The organism is Streptomyces sp. NPDC088812 (genome assembly GCF_044750285.1).
Classification (GTDB): domain Bacteria; phylum Actinomycetota; class Actinomycetes; order Streptomycetales; family Streptomycetaceae; genus Streptomyces.
This window is the reverse complement of sequence record NZ_JBIVJP010000007.1, coordinates 94,511-113,464: the sequence shown is the minus strand read 5'-3', so window position 1 is coordinate 113,464 and position 18,954 is coordinate 94,511. Positions and strand designations below refer to the sequence as shown.

Here is an 18,954-nt window from a genome sequence, read left to right as displayed (position 1 = left end):
GCGGTTTCGCCACCGGAGTCCTCCGGCCGGCACTCCGGCCGGTATTCCGGCCGGGAAACCGGTGCATATCGATGCTCGCTCACTGCACTATGAATACATGGGGGAGCGTCAGAGCATCGCACCGACAGCGCCGTTGGACTTCTTCGTCAGCTATTCACCCGCCGACGAACGCTGGGCGTCCTGGATCGCCTGGACCCTGGAGGAGGCCGGCTACCGCACGGTCCTCCAGGCGTGGGACTTCGTTCCCGGCACCAACTTCGTGGACTTCATGGACCGGGGCGTGAGCGAGTCGGCCGCCGTCATCGCCGTCCTCTCGCGCAACTACGAGCGGTCCCGCTACGGCCGGATGGAGTGGCAGGCGGCCCTGCGCGCCGACCCGGACGTCCCCGAGCGCCGGCTGCTCACCGTACGGGTCGAGGACATCCCGGTGGAGGGCCTGCTCGCCACCATCACCTACGTCGACCTGGTGCCCGTCACCGATCCGGCGGCCGCCCGCGACCTGCTCCTCACCCGGGTCCGCCAGGCCCTCGACGGCCGCGCCCGGCCCAGCCTGCGGCCGGACTACCCGGGCGGGAACGCGCCGTCGTCCCCGTCCGCCCCGGTGCCGCCCGCCCCGCCGCCGCCCCGGCCCCTCGGGCGGCCCGGCTGGGCCGGCCGGCGCAGACCGGCGGCGCCACCGGCGTACCCGCCGGCGGCCGCGGGTGCCCGGGGGCGCGAGGCGGTCACCGTGCTCCACCTGGCCGGCCCCGCCTTCGGACGCGGCCAGGACCCGGCCGAACTCCAGGCGGCGATCTGGGGCGACCTCGTCGAGCTGACCGACGCCGGTGCCCCCGCCCCCGACCTGCTGGTGGTGACCGGCGACCTGACCGCCTCCGGCAGCCCCCGCGAGGTCGACCAGGCACTCGCCTTCCTCACCGGACTGCGCGCGCTCCTCGGCCTCGAACCGCACCGGGTCGCCGTCGTCCCCGGCGGCCGGGACGTCAACCAGGCCGCCTGCCAGGCCTACTTCAGCACCTGCGAGGCCGACGAGATGCCGCCCCGGCCGCCGTACTGGCCCAAGTGGCGGCACTTCGCCCGGCTCTTCCAGGAGCTGTACCAGGGCCTCGACGCCGTCTTCGACAGCGACCAGCCCTGGACCCTGTTCCCCGTGCCCGAACTGCGCGCCGTCGTCGCCGGGCTCAACTCGTCCATGGCCCACAGCCACCGCCTCGACGACCGGTACGGCCTGGTCGGACCCGAGCAGGCCGCCTGGTTCGCCCAGGCGCTGCGCCCGTACGAGGAGGAGGGGTGGCTGCGCATCGGGGCGCTGCGGCATCCGCCCGGAACGGCGCGGGGCGGCGCCGCCGACGGGGACGGGCCGCTGCGCGACACCGACGTCCTCGCCCGGCTCACCGCGCCCCGGCTGCACCTGCTCCTGCACGGCCCGGCGGACCCCGGCACCCGCCCCGGCCTCACCACCTCCTCCGGCGAACTGCCGCTCCTCGGCGCCGCCGGACCCGGCCGGCACCGGCTGCTGCACATAGGCGGCGACGCGCTGGTGCTCTGGGACGGGCCCCGGGAGCCGGAACGGCGCGCGGCACGGTGGCGGCGGGCCCACGGCGTGTTCGGCGCCGGACCGGACCGGCCGAGCCCCGACGGCCAGGTACCGGGACCGGACCTCCCGGCGGACCCGGGCCTCCCCGCGGACCCCGAGCCGCGCGCCGTCCCGTCCCCGGCCGAACTGCTGCTCGACCGCGTCGCCGAGGTCTGCCGCACCCGGCACGAGGGCGCCCAGATCCGCCCGGTGGCCGGAGCCGTGCCGCAACTCCTCGTCACCTGGGAACAGTCGGGCTTCGTCCGTCAGCAGCGGGTCGCCGTGCACACCGGCACCCCGACCGCCGAGGACGTCGACCGGGTCGTCGCCCTGGTCCACGCGGCGGACTCCGAGACCGAGGCCGAACTCGTCCACGACGGCCCGCCGCCCGCCCGCGAACTGCGCGACCAGGCCCGCCGCAGAGGCGTCCGGGTGCGCAGCTTCACCGAGTTCCAGGGCCTGCTCGACCTGCGCGGCTACGTCGCCGCCCAGAGCGAGCGGCTGCGCACCGACCCCCGCTACCCCCCGGGCATGTACCTGCCGCAGCGGTACCGGGAGGTGGAGCGCCTCGGCTCCGAGGAGCACGACGGCCTGGTCGACGCCATGCTCCGCCTCCTCGACTCCGACCAGGGCCGCTTCCTGCTGCTCCTCGGCGACTTCGGACACGGCAAGACCTTCGCGCTGCGCGAGCTGGCCCGCCGCGTCCCGGCCGAACTGCCCCACCTGGTCCCGCTGCTGGTGGAGCTGAACGCGCTGGACCGGGCCTACTCCTTCGAGGGCCTGGTCGCAGCCCACCTCGCCGCCCACGGCGTCGACACCATCGACCTGCGCGCCTTCCGCTACATGCTCCAGCAGGGCCGGATCGTGCTGCTCTTCGACGGCTTCGACGAACTGGTCACCCAGGTCACCTACGACCGCGCCGCCGAACGGCTCCAGGTCCTGCTGGACTCCGCCGTCGACAGCGCGAAGATCGTCGTCAGCAGCCGCACCCAGCACTTCCGCTCCCAGGGCCAGGTGCTGACCGCCCTCGGCGAACGCGTCGGCCTCCTCCCGCACCGCAGGGTGCTGGCCGTCCAGGAGTTCACCCCGCGCCAGATCCACGCCTACCTGGTCAACCGCTACGACGGCGACGAACGCGCCGCCGACCGCCGGGTGCGGCTCCTCGACGCCATCCCCGACCTGCTCGCCCTGTGCCGCAACCCCCGGCTGCTCGGCTTCGTCGCCGACCTCGACGACGACCAGCTGCGCGCGGTCGCCGGAGCCGGCCGGGCGCTCAGCCCCGCCGGCCTGTACGAGGAGGTCCTCACCGCCTGGCTCGGCTTCGAGGCCCAGCGCGCAGGAGGCCCCGGCCGGGGCCCCGGACTCGGCCTGGACCAGCTGTGGAGCGCGGTCACCGCGCTCGCCCTGCGGCTGTGGGAGAGCGGCCAGGACTCACTGCGCCTGGACGAGCTCACCGATGTCGCCGAGACCCTCGGCGGGCTCACCGACAGCCGGCTGTCCGTTCCGCAGGCCGCCCACGCGGTCGGCTCCGGGAGCCTGCTGGTGCGCAGCGACGACGGGGTGTTCCGGTTCATCCACGGCTCGGTGACGGAGTGGCTCGTCGCCCGCGCCTGCGCCCTGCGGCTGGCCGCCGGGGACCCCGCGCTGCTGGCGAGGCGGCCGCTGAGCCGGCTGGCCGTGGAGTTCCTGTGCGACCTCGCCGACCACCGCGCCTGCCAGGAGTGGGCCGAGCACGCCCTGGGCGGCGACGAGGGCGAGGAGACCGCCCGCGCCAACGCGGTGAAGATCCTCGCCCGGCTGCGCGTCCCCGCCCACACCGACCTGCGCGGCGCCGCCCTCGCCGGCGAGGACCTGTCGTACCGCGACTTCTCCGGCGTCGACCTCACCCGCGCCGACCTCACCGACGCCCGCCTGGTCGGCGCCAACCTCTCCGGCGCCGTGCTGCGCGACGCCCGGCTGACCGGCGCCCGCCTCGACGGCGCCGACCTCACCGGCGCCGATCTGCGCGGCGCCGACCTGCGGCGGGCCCGGCTGATCCGCACCGAGCTGACCGGTGCCCGGGTCGAGGGCGGCCGGTGGCGTCGGGCGGCGCTCGTCGCGGCGACCTGCGGCCCCGAGCTGCCCGGCACACCCGAACTGGCGGTCGCCGCCCTCGCCCCCGGCATGGCCGTCGACTCCGGCTTCCGGCCCTCCGCGGTCGGCGTGCCGTACGGCTTCGACATGCGCACCAGCCGGCTGCCGGAGCCCATCTCCTACAGCCCCGACGGCGAACTCCTCGCGGTCGGCAGCGAGGACGGCGGAGTGCTGGTCTGCGACGCCGTCACCGGCACCGCCCTGCGCACCCTGAAGGGCCACACCGACCGCGTCTACGCCGTCAAGTTCCGCGAGCGGGTGCTGGCCACCGGCAGCGCCGACGGGACCGTACGGCTCTGGGACCCGGTGTCCGGTGTGTGCCGGCACCGGCTGGGGATCCATCCGGCGGGCGTCTGGCCGGTCGTCCTCGACGCCGAGGGGGCGCTGCTGGCGACCGGCGACGCCGACGGCGTGGTCACCCTGTGGGACACGGCCACCGGCGAACCGCTGCACCGGCTGCCCGGGCACGCCGCGCCCGTCTACACGGTCGCCTTCGGGCCGGACGGCGCCACCCTGGTCACCGGCGACGCCTCCGCCACCGTACGGCTGTGGAACCTCGCCGACGGGCGGCCGGCCGGGGAACTGCCCGGCCACCGGGGCGCGGTGTTCCGGGCCCGGTTCAGCCCGGACGGCACCCTGCTCGCCACCGGCGACATGGGTACCGGGCGGGCCGGCACGGTGCGGGTGTGGGACGTGGCCGGGCGGCGGGTGCTGCACACCTTCACCGGGCACGCGGGGCGCGTCTACACGCTGGACTTCCATCCCGGCGGCCGGTTCCTGGTGAGCGGCGACACCGAGGGCGAGGTGCGGCTGTGGGACCTGGCCGCCGGGGCCGGCGCGGGGCTGCTCGGCGGCTGCCGCGGCGCGGTGTACCAGGTGCTGTTCGACCCCGACGGGACGCTGCTCGCCGCCGGCGACAGCCAGGGCGTCGTCCGGCTGTGGCGCGTCGCGCCGGACGCCGACCCGGTCGCCGTGCCCCTCGGCCGGCAGCCCGCCGAGCACCGGGGCTCGGTCTGGGTGTGCAAGTTCCGCCCGCGCGGCGACGCACCCGCCCCGGAGACCGCCTCCCTGCTGGTGACCGGCGCCAACGACGGCGTCGTACGCCTGTGGGACCCGGCCACCGGCCAGGGCCGGCGCATCCTGCGCGGCCACGGGCGGCGGATCGGCGGCCTCTCCTTCAACGCCGACGGCTCCCTGCTGGCGGCCGGCGGCAACGACGGCCACGTCCGGATCTGGCACGCCGGCACCGGGCGGCGGCTGCGGGAACTGACCGGGCACAGCGACCGCCTGGTCTCCGCCGCGTTCAGCCCGGCCGATCCCGCCCTGCTGGCCACCGCGAGCAGCGACGGCGACCTGTACCTGTGGAACGCCGGGACCGGCGAGTACCAGCGCGAGATGGACGTCGAGACGGACCACGTGTGGGCCGAGGCGTTCAGCGCGGACGGCAGGCTGGTGGCCACCGCCAACGACGACGACACCGTACGGCTCTGGTACCGGGGCACCGGCGCCCACGTCGTCACCGTCACCGAGCACTACGGCCGGGTCCGCTCCATCGCCTTCCGGCCCGACGGGGCGGTCCTCGCCACCGGCTGCGACGACCGCAAGGTGCGGATCTGGGACCTGGCCGCCCGCCGCGTCACCGCCGTCCTCGACGGGCACGCCGACCGGGTGTACGCGGTCGCGTTCGCGCCCGACGGCTCCTGGCTGGCCAGCGCATCCTGGGACGGGCAGGCGGTGATCTGGCGGGACGGGACGGTCGCCCACCGGCTGACCGGGCACACCGGCAAGGTGTGGACGGCCGCCGCGCATCCGCTGCGCCCCCTGCTGGCGACCGCCGGCGACGACCGGACGGTCCGTCTGTGGGACCCGGGCACCGGACGCGCCACCGCCGTCCTGACCGGCCACACCGGCCGGGTGCTGGCGGTCGCGTTCAGCCCCGACGGCTCCCTGCTCGCCAGCGGCGGCGAGGACGGCACGGTACGGCTGTGGAACGTCCCCGCCGGCGCCCCGGCCTCCCTGCGCGCCACTCTCGTCGGACTGCCGGGCGGCTGGGCGGCGCTGTCGCCGTCCGGCGGCTACAAGTACGAGGGCGACGTCACGGGCGAGTTCTGGCACGCGGTGGGCATGTGCCGGTTCGAGCCCGGCGAACTGGACGGGCACCTGCCCGGGGTGCGGCACGTGCCGCTGGAGGAGCCCTTGGGCTGAACGTCCCCTCGGCGTCCGCCCGCCGGAGCCCGAAACACGTTTTGAACATGTTCAAACACGGGCGTACGCTGCCGCCATGAGCGACAGAGCCGCCCTTGTGAGGGGCATCCGCGCCTGGCTGGTCTTCTTCGTCGTGTGCCTGGTGCTCAGCGGCGCCACGGCCTTCCCCCTGGTGCACGAACTGCGCTGGACCGAGGACGCGTTGCGCGCCCTGTCCGTCCCCGACCACCTGCCCGCCCTCATGGACTGGATCGAGCGCGTACGGCGGGGACTCGACACCGTCGACGCCGAGTACCCCTTCGTCCTCTACGGCACCGACTGGCTGGCCTTCGCCCACCTCGTCATCGCCGTCGCCTTCTACGGCCCGTACCGCGACCCCGTCCGCAACGTCTGGGTCGTCGAGTTCGGCATGATCGCCTGCGCCGGTGTCGTCCCGCTCGCCCTGATCTGCGGACCGGTGAGGGGCATCCCCTTCTGGTGGACCGTCATCGACCTGTCGTTCGGGGTGTTCGGGGTGATCCCGCTGTACGCCGTCCGCCGGCGGATCAAGCGGCTGGAGGCGCTGGAGGCGCTCCCCACCCCCGACGCCCGTGCCCTGCCCCCTACTTGAGGGCGGCCAGCGCGATCCGCTGCACCACCGGATTCATGCCCTCGCCCTTCGCGTCCGTCGAGTTGACGGACTGCACGAGAGTGCGGCTCAGGTCGCGGGTCCCGGCGATCACGGTGCTGTAGCCGTACCGGGCACCCGTCTTGAGCCAGTACACCGTGCCCTCGTACTCGAAGCGCTGGAGGCCCGCGGTGTAGGTCGCCCCGGCGACCCCCGCCGGCACGGTGAACATCTCCTCCAACTGCGGGGCGGGCACCAGCTCCCCACGGAACAGCCGTGTCAGCAGCCGCTCCAGGTCGGCCGTCGTCGAGATCATGCCGCCCGCCGCCTCGTCGGCCGGCACCCAGTCGGTGACGTCGACCAGTCCGGTCGTCCCGTCCGCCTTCTCCACCGCCTGGTAACCGTGGTTGTGCGGGCCGAGGATGCGCGGGTCGGCGCCGGGGAAGTACGTGTCCCGCAGGCCGGCGGGCGCCAGGACCAGCTCGCCGGCCGCCGTGGCGTACGGCCGCCCGGTCACCTTCTCGATCAGCAGGCCGAGGACCGTGTAGTTGATGTTCAGGTAGTGCTGCGCGCTGCCGGGACGGAACTCCGGCCCCTTCGCCGCCGCCGACGCCACCACCTCCCGCGGGGAGAGCGTCTCGTAGCGGTGCGCGTACAGCTCCTCGAACGTGGACCCGAGGCCGTCGCCTGCCGGGATGCCGCTGGTGTGGTTCAGCAACTGCCGTACGGTGACCGGCCGGAAGTCCGCGCCGAGGAGGCCGGGCAGATACCGCTGGACCGGCCGGTTCAGGTCGATCTCGCCCCGCGCCGCCAGTCTCAGGACCGCCGCCGCCGTGACCACCTTCGTCGTCGAACCGGCCCGGAACCGGACGTCCGGGTCCGCCGGGCGGCCGCTCGCCAGGTCGTGCACGCCCGCGCTGCCCCGCCAGCGGCCGTCGGTTCCGCCCACCCGCACCAGCGCGGCCGTCGCGTCCTGGTCGGGAAGGCCCTCCAGCGCGGCCCGCAGGGCTTGCGCGTCCGGGCCGTGCGCCCCGGACGAGACGGCGGCCGGCGCGGACGAGGCGGGCGAGGCGAACGCGGGGGCGGCGAGCGGGCCCGCGCCGAGAGCGAGGACGAGGGCGGCCGCCAGGGCCGTGGTGCGGACGGTGGTGCGGCGACGGGCACGCATACGGAGGCTCCCGAGGGATGCGGAAGGACACGGACGTGATCATCCTCGGGCGGTCGCCGTCCGGCCGGATCGTCACCGAGGAGGGCGGCCGACCCTGGAGGAACCCTGTGCCGACCGCCCTCGCCGGTGGGGGAGTCGTCAGGGTCGGACCCTGACGCTCCGGTGCGGTGCCTGACGCGTGTGCCGATGCCGTGCCTGCCGGGGCCGGTGTTCGCCGGTCAGGTTCCGCGCAGTCCGCAGAGCAGGTCGACCCGGTTCGTCGTGATGGAGTCGACGCCCAGGTCCAGCAGGCGCCGCAGGGAACGGCGGGTGTCGGGGGTCCAGACCGACAGCAGGTAGCCGTCGTCGTGCACCCGGGCGACCAGGTCGCGGCCGACCAGGGAGAAGCGGTAGTTGAGCCAGCGCGGCCGCACCGCCTCCAGCAGCGCCGGGCGCGCGGGCGCCAGGGTCGCGCGGGTCAGGGCGATCTCGGCCGCCGGGTCGGCGGCGCGCACGGCCAGCATCGCGGCGGCGTCCGCGCAGTAGTACACGCGGTCCGCAGCCCCCGCCTCCCGCACGACGTCCACGACCCGGCGCGCCGTCCGCACGTCCCGCGTGCCCGGCAGATCGAGCATCACCCTGCGGTCCCCGGTCGCCGCCAGCGCCTCCACCAGGGTCGGCACCCCGCCCCCCGTCAGCTCACGCACCTCCGCCGCCGTCAGCGACAGCAACGGCCGCTCCCGCTCCCACAACCGCTTCAGCGTCTCGTCGTGCAGCAGCACGGGCACGCCGTCCCTGGTGAGGCGTACGTCGATCTCGACCGCGTCCGCGCCCAGCGAGAGGGCGGAACGCAGAGAGTCGAGGGTGTTCTCGCGGAAGCGGTAGGGGGCGCCGCGGTGAGCCACGGCCGTCACGGAATCGGAGCGCATGGGGGCCATTGTCGTCAGCGGGCGAGCCACCCGGTGGTGTAGGTGTCGATCTCCGCCCTGAGCCGTGCCTTGCCCGGCTCGTCCAGGAACGACGCCTCCACCGCGTTCTTCGCCAGCTCGGCCAGACCCCGCTCGTCCAGGTCGAGCAGGCCGGCCGCGACCGCGTACTCGTTGTTGAGGTCGGTGCCGAACATGGGCGGGTCGTCGGAGTTGATGGTGACCAGGACGCCCGCCTTGACGAACTCCCTGACGGGGTGCTCGTCGAGGGTGCGGACCGCGCGCGTGGCGATGTTGGAGGTCGGGCACACCTCCAGTGCGATGCGGTGCTCGGCGAGGTGGGCGAGGAGCTTGTCGTCCTGGGCGGAGCTGGTGCCGTGCCCGATGCGCTCGGCGCGCAGGTGGGTGAGGGCGTCCCAGACGGTCTGCGGGCCGGTGGTCTCCCCGGCGTGCGGCACCGAGTGCAGGCCCGCGGCGATCGCCCGGTCGAAGTACGGCTTGAACTGGGGGCGCGCCACGCCGATCTCCGGCCCGCCGAGGCCGAAGGAGACCAGCCCCTCGGGGCGGACGCGGTCGTCGGTGGCGAGGCGCGTGGTCTCCTCGGCGGCCTGGCCGCCGGCCTCGCCGGGGATGTCGAAGCACCAGCGCAGCAGGGTGCCGAACTCGGCCTCCGCCGCCTTGCGGGCGTCCTCGATCGCGTCCATGAAGGCGCGTTCGTCGATGCCCCGCCGGGTGGACGAGAAGGGGGTGATCGTGAGCTCGGCGTACCTGACCTGCTGGCGGGCCAGGTCACGGGCCACCTCGTAGGTGAGGAGCCGGACGTCCTCCGGGGTGCGGACGAGGTCCACCACGGACAGGTACACCTCGATGAAGTGCGCGAAGTCCGTGAAGGTGAAGTAGTCGACCAGGGCCTCGGGGTCGGTGGGGACCTTGGAGTCCGGGTGCCGGGCGGCCAGTTCGGAGACGATCCGCGGGGACGCGGAGCCGACGTGGTGGACGTGCAGTTCGGCCTTGGGCAGACCGGCGATGAAGGTGTGCAGGTGGGTGGTCAACGGGGCCTTCCCGTGATCGGCTGATCGGTGGGTCTACGTCATCGTAGGCGGACTCGGCGCGGGCGGAGGGGACGCGGGGGCGTGGGGCGCGTGCGGCCCGGCCGTCCGGTGCGGCCGCGCGGACCGCCCCGGCCGCCCGCTCCGGGGCCTTAGCATGGCGGCACGTACGACAGAGGGGGCCGCGCCATGTCCGACGACGCGTCGAGGCCGCACGTGCCGGAGGGTACGGGCGGATGGGGTACGGGCGGAGAGGGTACGGGGGGAGACGGTACGGACCGGGACACGGGACGGGATCCGTGGGCCGCGCCCGGGTCCGTCCCCGAAGGGGTGGAGGGGCCGCAGTACGCGGGCCCCGTGGACGCCGGCCCGCAGGACGTGCCGGCCGAAGTGCCGCAGGACGTGCCGGCCGAGGTGCCGCCGGGCGCGCGGACCGAGGTGCCGCCGGGCGCGCGGACCGAGGTGTCGCCGGGCGCGCCGGCCGAGGTGCCGCAGGACGCGCGGACCGAGGTGCCGCAGGACGTGCCAGCCGAGGTGTCGCTGGGCAAGGGCGACGGCCGGACGCCGTCCCCGTCGGTGCACGACCGGCTCACGGTCACCTCGCTGCCCGCGGAACCCCAGCCCTCCGGCCCGCCGCCGAACCCCTTCGCCGTCCCCCAGGACGCCCAGGCCGCTGCTGTGGTGCCTCCGCCGCCGCCGAACCCCTTCGCCGTTCCCCAGGACGGGGCCGTGCCCCCGCCGCCGATCGCGCCGGACGGTCCGGGGCAGGTCCCGTACGGGTATCCCGGTCACCTCGGCCACCCCGGCCCCGCCGCGTACGGCGGCGCACCGGGCGGCTACGGCGGCTCCCCGGGTGGTCACGCGGGTTCCCCGGCCGGTTACGGCGGCGGGCCGGCCGCGGGGTACGGCGGTGTGCCGGCCGGGTACGGCGTGCCGGGCGGTCACGGCGGTGTGCCGGGCTACTACGGCTGGTCCGCGATGCGCCCGATGGAGAACGGGATGGGCGTCGCCGCCATGGTGCTGGGCATCGTGGCGGCCGGCGGCTTCTGCATGTGGCCGGCCGCCATCGTGATGGGGGTCCTCGCGGTCGTCTTCGGTGCGATCGGGCGGGGCAAGGCGAACCGCGGCCAGGCCTCGAACGGCGGTCAGGCCCTGGCCGGCATCATCTGCGGCGCGGCCGGAGTCGTCCTGGGGATCGGGATGCTGGTCCTGCTGTTCGTGGCTCCCTGAGGCGGACGCCTCACGCGCCCCGCAGGCGCCGGCGCGCCTCCATCAGCGCGAACCCCAGCAGGTTCGGGCCCCGCCACCGCCGCGGATCGGCGGCGGCCTCGTCGTCCGCGGCGAGGCCGATGCCCCACACCCGGTCGACGGGGCTCGCCTCCACCAGGACCCTCCCGCCCGTGCGCAGCAGGTAAGCGCGCAGCTCGGGGTGGGCCGAGAACTTGTGGACGCTGCCCTCGACGACGATCCGGAACCGCTCCCGCTCCCAGGTCGCCTCGTCGAAGCCGCGGACCAGACGCCCGGCCTTCTTGGCCTCGGCGGGGTGCTCGGCGGCCAGCGCCCGCCGCTCCGCCTCCGGGTCCCCGAAGAGACGGGCCTTGCCGGCCATCATCCAGTGCTCGGCCGTCGCGTAGGCCGTCCCGTCCACGGTGAAGGGGGACGGCCACCACTGGCTCAGGCAGCTCGCGCCGACCCGGCCGTCGGGCTGCGGCCGGTGGCCCCAGAAGTGGACGTACTTGATGTGCGCCCCCGCACGGACCTCGCTGACCAGGGACTCCCAGGAATCGATCTCCGTCATGCACGCCACTGTGGCACGCGCCACGGACAGTCCGTCCCTCCTTTTTCGGCTCGACTCGACACCTGGTCGACAGATTCCGTCGCGTAACCAAAAGGCAACAACGGAATCACTTGTTGGCATGGGGTGGCTCTGTCAGGATCGGCACTCACATCGAGCTGGAGCTACGCCACCCGGCCTCGCGAGAAGCGGGGCGAAGGCGGAGGAGAGCGACATGCAGAACCCGGGCACCGCCACCCCGGACCGGTCCGACCGGTTCCCCGCGCAGGAACGCTTCGCGGAGGGCGCCCAGTACATCGCGGGAAGCCTCAGGAAGGGAACGTCCGGACGCACCCACGCCGTGGTCGACCCGGCCACCGGGGAAGCGGTCCACTCCTATGAACTGGCCTCCACCGCGGATGTCGACGAGGCCGTCGCGGCCGCCCGCGCCGCCTTCCCCGCGTGGGCGGGCGCCACGCCGGGCGAGCGCTCCGACGCCCTGCACCGCTTCGCCGCCGTGCTCGCCGAGCGCGCCGAGGACTTCGCCCGCGCCGAGTCCCTCCAGTGCGGCAAGCCGCTGAAGCTGACCCGGGAGTTCGACGTCCCGGGCACCATCGACAACACGGCCTTCTTCGCGGGCGCGGCCCGGCACCTCGCGGGGCAGTCCGCGGGGGAGTACTCCGGGGACCACACCTCGTACGTACGGCGCGAGCCCATCGGGGTCGTCGGCTCCATCGCGCCCTGGAACTACCCGCTCCAGATGGCCGCCTGGAAGATCCTGCCGGCGATCGCCGCGGGCAACACCGTCGTGCTCAAGCCCGCCGAGCTGACCCCGCTGACCTCGCTGCTGTTCGCACGGGCCGCCACCGACGCCGGCATCCCGGACGGGGTCGTCAACATCGTCACCGGCACCGGGAAGGAGGCCGGTGAGCACCTCGTCGGCCATCCCGACGTGGCTATGACGTCGTTCACCGGGTCCACCGCCGTCGGCCGGCGCGTCGCCGAGATCGCCACCGCCTCGGTCAAGCGGCTGCACCTGGAACTCGGCGGGAAGGCCCCGTTCGTCGTCTTCGACGACGCCGACCTGGAGGCCGCCGTCCAGGGTGCCGTCGCGGGCGCCCTCATCAACACCGGGCAGGACTGCACGGCCGCCACGCGCGCGTACGTGCAGCGGCCCCTCTACGAGGAGTTCGTGGAGCGGACCGCCGCGCTCATGGAGACCGTCCGGCTCGGCGACCCGTTCGCCCCGGGCACCGACCTCGGGCCGCTGATCTCGCACGTGCAGCGCGACCGGGTGGCCGCCGTCGTCGACCGGGCGCGCGCCTACGCGCGCGTGGTGACCGGCGGTGAGGCCCCCCGGGGAGAGCTCCGGAACGGCGCGTACTATCTCCCCACTCTCATCGCGGACGCGGCGCAGGACAGCGAGGTCGTGCAGGCCGAGATCTTCGGTCCGGTCCTGGTCGTCCTCCCCTTCGACAGCGACGACGAGGGGATCCGGCTGGCCAACGACACGCCGTACGGTCTGGCCGCCTCCGCGTGGAGCCGGGACGTCTACCGGGCGAACCGGGCCACGCGCGAGATCAAGGCCGGGTGCGTGTGGGTCAACGACCACATTCCGATCATCAGCGAGATGCCCCACGGCGGATACCAGGCGTCCGGCTTCGGCAAGGACATGTCGGCGTATTCGTTCGAGGAGTACACGCAGATCAAGCACGTTATGTTCGACAACACCGCGGTGGCCCGGAAGTCCTGGCACCGCACCGTCTTCGGGGACTGTTAGCCACGACCGGCCGCCGACCACGGCCGACCTCCCGAAAGGGCACCACGCGCATGGAGCAGTACGAGCCCGACCGCCTCACACCGGTCCAAGCGGCCGCGATACGGCGCAGCCTCCGCAACGGCAGGGCGGCCCTGACCCGCCGGTCCCTGCTGCGCGCCTCCGCGGGCGGTGCCCTGGCACTGGGCGGCGCCGGCGCGCTCGGCGCCTGCGGCATCCCCGCGGCCGGGAAGACCGAGGGCGGCACGTCCGCCGAGGACCACTCGGCGCAGGAGAAGACCGTCAGCTTCTCCAACTGGACCGAGTACATGGACGTCGACGACAGCGGCAAGCACCACCCCACGCTGGAGGCGTTCACCAAGAGGACCGGCATCGAGGTCACGTACACCGAGGACGTCAACGACAACAACGAGTTCTTCGGCAAGATCAAGCCGCAGCTCGCCGCGGGCCAGGACACCGGCCGCGACCTCGTCGTCCTCACCGACTGGCTCGCCGCCCGCCTCATCCGCCTGGGCTGGGTGCAGAAACTGGACCCCTCGAACCTGCCGCACGCCTACGCCAACCTCTCGAGCCAGTTCCGCAGCCCCGACTGGGACCCGGGACGCGCCTACTCGTACCCCTGGCAGGGCATCTCGACCGTGATCGCCTACAACAAGAAGGCCCTCGACGGCGTCGAGGTGACGTCGGTCTCCGACCTGCTCGACAACCCGAAGCTCAAGGGCCGCGTCGGCTTCCTCACCGAGATGCGCGACAGCGTCGGCATGACGCTGCTCGACATGGGCAAGGACCCGGCGAAGTTCACCGACGACGACTACGACGCGGCCATCGCCCGCCTCCAGAAGGCCGTGGACAGCGGCCAGATCCGCCGCTTCACCGGCAACGACTACACCTCGGACATCTCCAGCGGCGACTTCGCCGCCTGCATCGCCTGGGCCGGCGACGTCGTCCAGCTCAAGGCGGACAGCCCCGACGTCGACTTCGTCATCCCCGACAGCGGCTACCTGACGTCCAGCGACAACCTGCTGGTCCCCAACAAGGCGCGGCACAAGACCAACGCCGAGCGGCTCATCGACTACTACTACGAGCCGCAGCCCGCCGCCGAGCTCGCCGCCTACATCAACTACGTCTGTCCCGTCGACGGTGTGCAGGCCGAGCTCGCGAAGATCGACGAGGACGCGGCGAACAATCCGCTGATCATCCCCGACCAGGCCATGCAGGCCAAGTCCCACGCCTTCCGCTCCCTGAGCTCGAAGGAAGAGACGGCCTACGAGGCGAAGTTCGCGAAGCTCACTGGGGCGTGACGACGATGAAGACCACAGACAGCGGCGGCGACGTCCGCCTCTCCGGCATCAGCAAGACCTACGGCGCCTTCACCGCCGTCCACCCGCTCGACCTGACCGTCCCGCAGGGCTCCTTCTTCGCCCTGCTCGGCGCCTCCGGCTGCGGCAAGACCACCACCCTGCGCATGATCGCCGGACTGGAGGAACCTTCCTCCGGCACCGTGCACCTCGGCGACCAGGACGTGACGGCGCTGCCGCCGTACAAGCGGCCGGTGAACACCGTCTTCCAGTCCTACGCCCTCTTCCCGCACCTCGACATCTTCGAGAACGTCGCCTTCGGACTGCGCCGGCGCGGCATCAAGTCGGTGAAGAAGCAGGTCGAGGAGATGCTCGACCTGGTGCAGCTCGGCGAGCAGGCGCGCAAGAAGCCGCACCAGCTCTCCGGCGGCCAGCAGCAGCGGGTGGCCGTCGCCCGCGCGCTCATCAACCACCCCAAGGTGCTCCTCCTCGACGAGCCCCTCGGCGCCCTCGACCTCAAGCTGCGCCGCCAGATGCAGCTGGAGCTCAAGCGCATCCAGACCGAGGTCGGCATCACCTTCGTCCACGTCACGCACGACCAGGAGGAGGCCATGACCATGGCCGACACGGTCGCCGTGATGAACGCGGGCCGCGTCGAGCAGCTCGGCTCGCCCGCCGACCTCTACGAGAACCCCGGGACGACGTTCGTCGCCAACTTCCTCGGCACCTCCAACCTCATCGAGGCCGAGGTCGACTCCCGCAGCGGCGACGACCTCGTGCTCAAGGCGGGGGACGGCAAGCTGGTGCTGCCCGAGGCGCGATGTTCCGCGCCCACGACGACCGGCGGCAAGGTCCTTGTCGGCGTCCGCCCCGAGAAGATCTCCCTCACCCCCGCCGACGACGCGGGCGAGGTCCCCGAGGGCCGCAACCGCATCACCGGCACCATCGCCGCCACGTCGTTCATCGGCGTCTCCACGCAGTACGTCGTCGACAGCTCGGTCTGCCCCGCGTTCGAGGTCTACGTCCAGAACGTCGACCGCGACGCCCGCCTCGCCCCCGGCGCCGAGGTCGTCCTGCACTGGAACCCCGCCCACACCTTCGGTCTGGACGCCGCCCAGGACATGGACGCCGGCACCGAGGAAGAGGCGGCTCTGTGATGGCGACGCTCACCGAGGCGCCCCCGCCCCTCTCCCCGACACCCGCGAAGGCGAAGCCGCCCCGCCGGCGCGGGCGCTGGACGCCGTACTGGCTGCTGCTGCCCGGCCTGCTCTGGCTGGTCGTGTTCTTCGCGCTGCCGATGATCTACCAGGCCTCCACGTCCGTGCAGACGGGCTCCCTGGAGGAGGGATCCCGGGTCACCTGGCACTTCGCGACCTACTGGGACGCGCTCGGCGAGTACTGGCCGCAGTTCCTGCGCTCGGTGGCCTACGCGGCCGCCGCGACCGTGCTGTGCCTGGTGCTCGGCTACCCGCTGGCCTACCTGATCGCCTTCCGTGCGGGACGCTGGCGGAACCTGATCATGATCCTGGTGATCGCGCCGTTCTTCACCAGCTTCCTGATCCGCACCCTCGCCTGGAAGACGATCCTGTCGGACGGCGGCCCGGTGGTCGGCGCGCTCGACGCGCTGCACGTCCTGGACGTCACCGGCTGGCTCGGCTGGACCTCCGGCGACCGGGTGCTGGCCACCCCGCTGGCGGTGGTGTGCGGTCTGACGTACAACTTCCTGCCGTTCATGATCCTGCCGCTGTACACCTCGCTGGAGCGCATCGACGGACGGCTGCACGAGGCGGCCGGCGACCTGTACGCCAAACCCCTCACGACCTTCCGGAAGGTCACCTTCCCGCTGTCGATGCCGGGCGTGGTCTCCGGCACGCTGCTGACCTTCATCCCGGCGGCCGGCGACTACGTCAACGCCGAACTCCTCGGCTCCACCGACACCCGCATGATCGGAAACGTCATCCAGACCCAGTTCCTGCGGATCCTGGACTATCCCACCGCGGCCGCCCTGTCGTTCATCCTCATGGCGGCGATCCTGCTCATGGTCACCTTCTACATCCGCCGGTCCGGGACGGAGGACCTGGTCTGATGCCCTTCGTCACCTGGCTCAGAAGGAACCTCGTCGTCCTCGCGGGACTCCTGACACTCGCCTACCTCCTGCTGCCGAACCTCGTCGTCACCGTGTTCTCCTTCAACAAGCCGAAGGGGCGCTTCAACTACGCGTGGCAGCAGTTCTCCACGGACGCCTGGCAGGACCCCTGCGGCGTCGCCGGGATGTGCGGCTCGCTGTCGCTCAGCCTCCAGATCGCCTTCTGGGCGACGCTCGGCGCCACCGCCCTCGGCGCGATGATCGCCTTCGCGCTCGTCCGCTACCGCTTCCGCGCGCGCGGCGCCGTGAACTCGCTGATCTTCCTGCCCATGGCGATGCCCGAGGTCGTCATGGCGGCCTCGCTGCTCACCCTCTTCCTCAACATGGGCGCGCAGCTCGGCTTCTGGACGATCCTGATCGCCCACATCATGTTCTGCCTCAGCTTCGTCGTGACGGCGGTCAAGGCGCGCGTCATGTCCATGGACCCGAGGCTGGAGCAGGCGGCGCAGGACCTGTACGCCGGACCGTTCCAGACGTTCTGGCGCGTCACCCTGCCGATCGCGGCCCCCGGGATCGCCGCGGGCGCGCTGCTCGCCTTCGCGCTGTCCTTCGACGATTTCATCATCACCAACTTCAACGCGGGCTCGACCGTCACCTTCCCCATGTTCGTCTGGGGCTCGGCACAGCGCGGAACGCCCGTCCAGATCAACGTCATCGGCACGGCGATGTTCCTCGTCGCCGTCCTGCTGGTGCTGGCCTCCATGGTCGTCGGCAACCGCCGCGACAAGCAGAAGGCATAGACCCTCGTAGGGAGTTGAAATCATGGCCCCGAGCGCCATGAGCAGTGGCAAAAACACCCACTGGACGAAGTCCCTCTCCGAAGCCCAGCCGGTCCCGTACTGGCTGGAAGACCCCGGCAGGCCCCGCCCGGAGCCCGCGCTCACCGGCGCCGAGACCTGCGACCTGCTGGTCGTGGGCGGCGGCTACAGCGGCCTGTGGACCGCGCTGATCGCCAAGGAGCGCGAGCCCCAGCGGGACGTGGTGCTGCTGGAGGGCCGCGAGGTGGGCTGGGCCGCCTCGGGCCGCAACGGAGGCTTCTGCGCGGCCTCCCTCACCCACGGTCTGGCCAACGGGCTCGCCCGCTGGCCGGACGAGATCCACCGGCTCCAGGAACTCGGCGAGCGCAACCTCGACGAGATCGAGGCGGCGATCGCCCGGCACGGCATCGACTGCGACTTCGAGCGCACCGGCGAGATCGACGTCGCCACCGAGACCTACCAGGCGTGGGAACTGCGGGACTGGTACGAGGACCTCGAACGCCGGGGCCTCGCCGGCGGGGTCGAGTTCCTCGACGCCGACGCCGTCCGCGAGCAGGTGAACTCCCCGACCTTCGAGGCCGGCCTGTACGACCGCCGGGGCGTGGCCATGCTGCACCCCGCGAAACTCGCCTGGGGCCTCAAGCGGGCCTGCGTCCGCCTCGGCGTCCGCGTCCACGAGCACACGCCCGCGCTGACGCTGAAGCCCTACGGTGCCGGCCTGGCCGTGCGCACCCCCTACGGCCGGGTCCGCGCCCGCCAGGTCGCGCTCGGCACGAACATCTTCCCCAGTCTGGTCCGGCGGGTGCGGTCGTACACCGTCCCGGTCTACGACTACGCCCTGATGACCGAGCCGCTGACGGACGGTCAGCTCGCGTCGATCGGCTGGAAGAACCGGCAGGGGCTCGGGGACTCGGCCAACCAGTTCCACTACTTCCGGCTGTCCGCCGACAACCGGATCCTGTGGGGCGGCTACGACGCGATCTACCCCTACGGGGGCCGGGTGCGCGCCGAGTACGACGACCGGCCGGAGACGTACGCCAAGCTCGCCGGGCACTTCTTCACCTGCTTCCCGCAGCTGGAGGGCGTCCGCTTCACGCACGCGTGGGGCGGCGCGATCGACACCTGCTCGCGCTTCTCGGCGTTCTTCGGCACGGCCCACCAGGGCAGGGTCGCCTACGCCGCCGGGTACACCGGGCTGGGCGTCGGCGCGACCCGGTTCGGCGCCGAGGTGATGCTGGACCTGCTGGCGGGGGAGAGCACCGAGCGCACCTCCCTGGAGATGGTCCGCAAGAAGCCGCTGCCCTTCCCGCCCGAGCCCTTCGCCTGGACCGGCATCGCCCTCACCAAGTGGTCGCTGGCGAGGGCGGACGCGCACGGCGGGCGGCGCAACCTGTGGCTGCGGACGATGGACCGGCTGGGGCTCGGCTTCGACAGCTGACGGCCGCCGCCGCGGGTACGGCTCCGGGCGCCGCGGGTACGGCTTCGGGCGCCGCGGGTACGGCTTCGGGCGCCGCCGCGCGGTGAGCCGGTTCACCCCAACGGGTGGCCGCAAGCCGCGTAA

General features: G+C 73.2%; 13 protein-coding genes. 9 read left to right on the top strand and 4 right to left on the bottom strand.

All coding sequences use genetic code 11. The features are described from left to right. Nucleotides 1–97: 97 nt before the first annotated feature. Both ACIP67_RS14440 and ACIP67_RS14435 read left to right on the top strand, forming a co-directional pair. Nucleotides 98–5,911: a TIR domain-containing protein gene (locus tag ACIP67_RS14440; protein WP_401691731.1), complete on the top strand. Its 5,814-nt coding sequence runs from the start codon at nt 98–100 to the stop codon at nt 5,909–5,911. 76 nt (nt 5,912–5,987) lie between these two features. Further along, complete coding sequence (locus ACIP67_RS14435; RefSeq protein ID WP_401691729.1) at nt 5,988–6,521, top strand: hypothetical protein; 534 nt, start codon at nt 5,988–5,990, stop codon at nt 6,519–6,521. Here ACIP67_RS14435 and ACIP67_RS14430 read toward each other — a convergent pair. The 3 genes from ACIP67_RS14430 to ACIP67_RS14420 form a co-directional block, all read right to left on the bottom strand. After that, a complete protein-coding gene (locus tag ACIP67_RS14430; protein ID WP_401691727.1) occupies nt 6,514–7,686 on the bottom strand; it encodes a serine hydrolase domain-containing protein in 1,173 nt (390 codons plus the stop codon). The genes ACIP67_RS14435 and ACIP67_RS14430 overlap by 8 nt on opposite strands. A gap of 218 nt (nt 7,687–7,904) precedes the next feature. After that, complete coding sequence (locus ACIP67_RS14425) at nt 7,905–8,594, bottom strand: glycerophosphodiester phosphodiesterase (RefSeq protein WP_401691725.1); 690 nt, start codon at nt 8,592–8,594, stop codon at nt 7,905–7,907. Nucleotides 8,595–8,608: 14 nt separating this feature from the next. After that, nucleotides 8,609–9,643: an adenosine deaminase gene (locus ACIP67_RS14420; protein WP_401691723.1), complete on the bottom strand. Its 1,035-nt coding sequence runs from the start codon at nt 9,641–9,643 to the stop codon at nt 8,609–8,611. A 354-nt stretch (nt 9,644–9,997) separates the two neighbouring features. On the opposite strand from ACIP67_RS14420, the gene ACIP67_RS14415 reads away from it, so the two are divergent. Beyond that, on the top strand, nt 9,998–10,870 hold the full coding sequence (locus ACIP67_RS14415; protein ID WP_401691721.1) for a DUF4190 domain-containing protein: 873 nt from the start codon (nt 9,998–10,000) through the stop codon (nt 10,868–10,870). Between the two features lie 10 nt (nt 10,871–10,880). Here the strand turns inward: ACIP67_RS14415 and ACIP67_RS14410 are convergent, their stop codons facing one another. Further along, the gene (locus ACIP67_RS14410) at nt 10,881–11,438 is read right to left on the bottom strand and encodes an NADAR family protein (protein WP_401691719.1); all 558 of its coding nucleotides are present in this window, start codon (nt 11,436–11,438) and stop codon (nt 10,881–10,883) included. Nucleotides 11,439–11,649: 211 nt separating this feature from the next. On the opposite strand from ACIP67_RS14410, the gene ACIP67_RS14405 reads away from it, so the two are divergent. Genes ACIP67_RS14405 through ACIP67_RS14380 form a run of 6 tightly spaced genes read left to right on the top strand, consistent with a single transcriptional unit; the run spans nt 11,650 to nt 18,831 of the window. Next, nucleotides 11,650–13,194 (top strand): gamma-aminobutyraldehyde dehydrogenase, encoded by a 1,545-nt coding sequence (locus tag ACIP67_RS14405; RefSeq protein ID WP_401691717.1) that lies wholly within the window; start codon nt 11,650–11,652, stop codon nt 13,192–13,194. Between the two features lie 50 nt (nt 13,195–13,244). Next, entirely contained in the window at nt 13,245–14,492 is a 1,248-nt protein-coding gene (locus tag ACIP67_RS14400) for a PotD/PotF family extracellular solute-binding protein (RefSeq protein WP_401691715.1), read from the top strand. Beyond that, nucleotides 14,489–15,646, top strand: a complete 1,158-nt coding sequence (locus ACIP67_RS14395; protein ID WP_401691713.1) for an ABC transporter ATP-binding protein — start codon at nt 14,489–14,491, stop codon at nt 15,644–15,646. The genes ACIP67_RS14400 and ACIP67_RS14395 overlap by 4 nt, the downstream gene beginning before the upstream one ends. Next, on the top strand, nt 15,646–16,575 hold the full coding sequence (locus tag ACIP67_RS14390; RefSeq protein WP_401691711.1) for an ABC transporter permease: 930 nt from the start codon (nt 15,646–15,648) through the stop codon (nt 16,573–16,575). The genes ACIP67_RS14395 and ACIP67_RS14390 overlap by 1 nt, the downstream gene beginning before the upstream one ends. After that, nucleotides 16,575–17,375, top strand: coding sequence for an ABC transporter permease (locus ACIP67_RS14385; RefSeq protein ID WP_401691709.1), 801 nt, complete (start codon nt 16,575–16,577; stop codon nt 17,373–17,375). The genes ACIP67_RS14390 and ACIP67_RS14385 overlap by 1 nt, the downstream gene beginning before the upstream one ends. A 22-nt stretch (nt 17,376–17,397) precedes the next feature. After that, the gene (locus tag ACIP67_RS14380; protein WP_401691707.1) at nt 17,398–18,831 is read left to right on the top strand and encodes an NAD(P)/FAD-dependent oxidoreductase; all 1,434 of its coding nucleotides are present in this window, start codon (nt 17,398–17,400) and stop codon (nt 18,829–18,831) included. Nucleotides 18,832–18,954 lie beyond the last annotated feature (123 nt).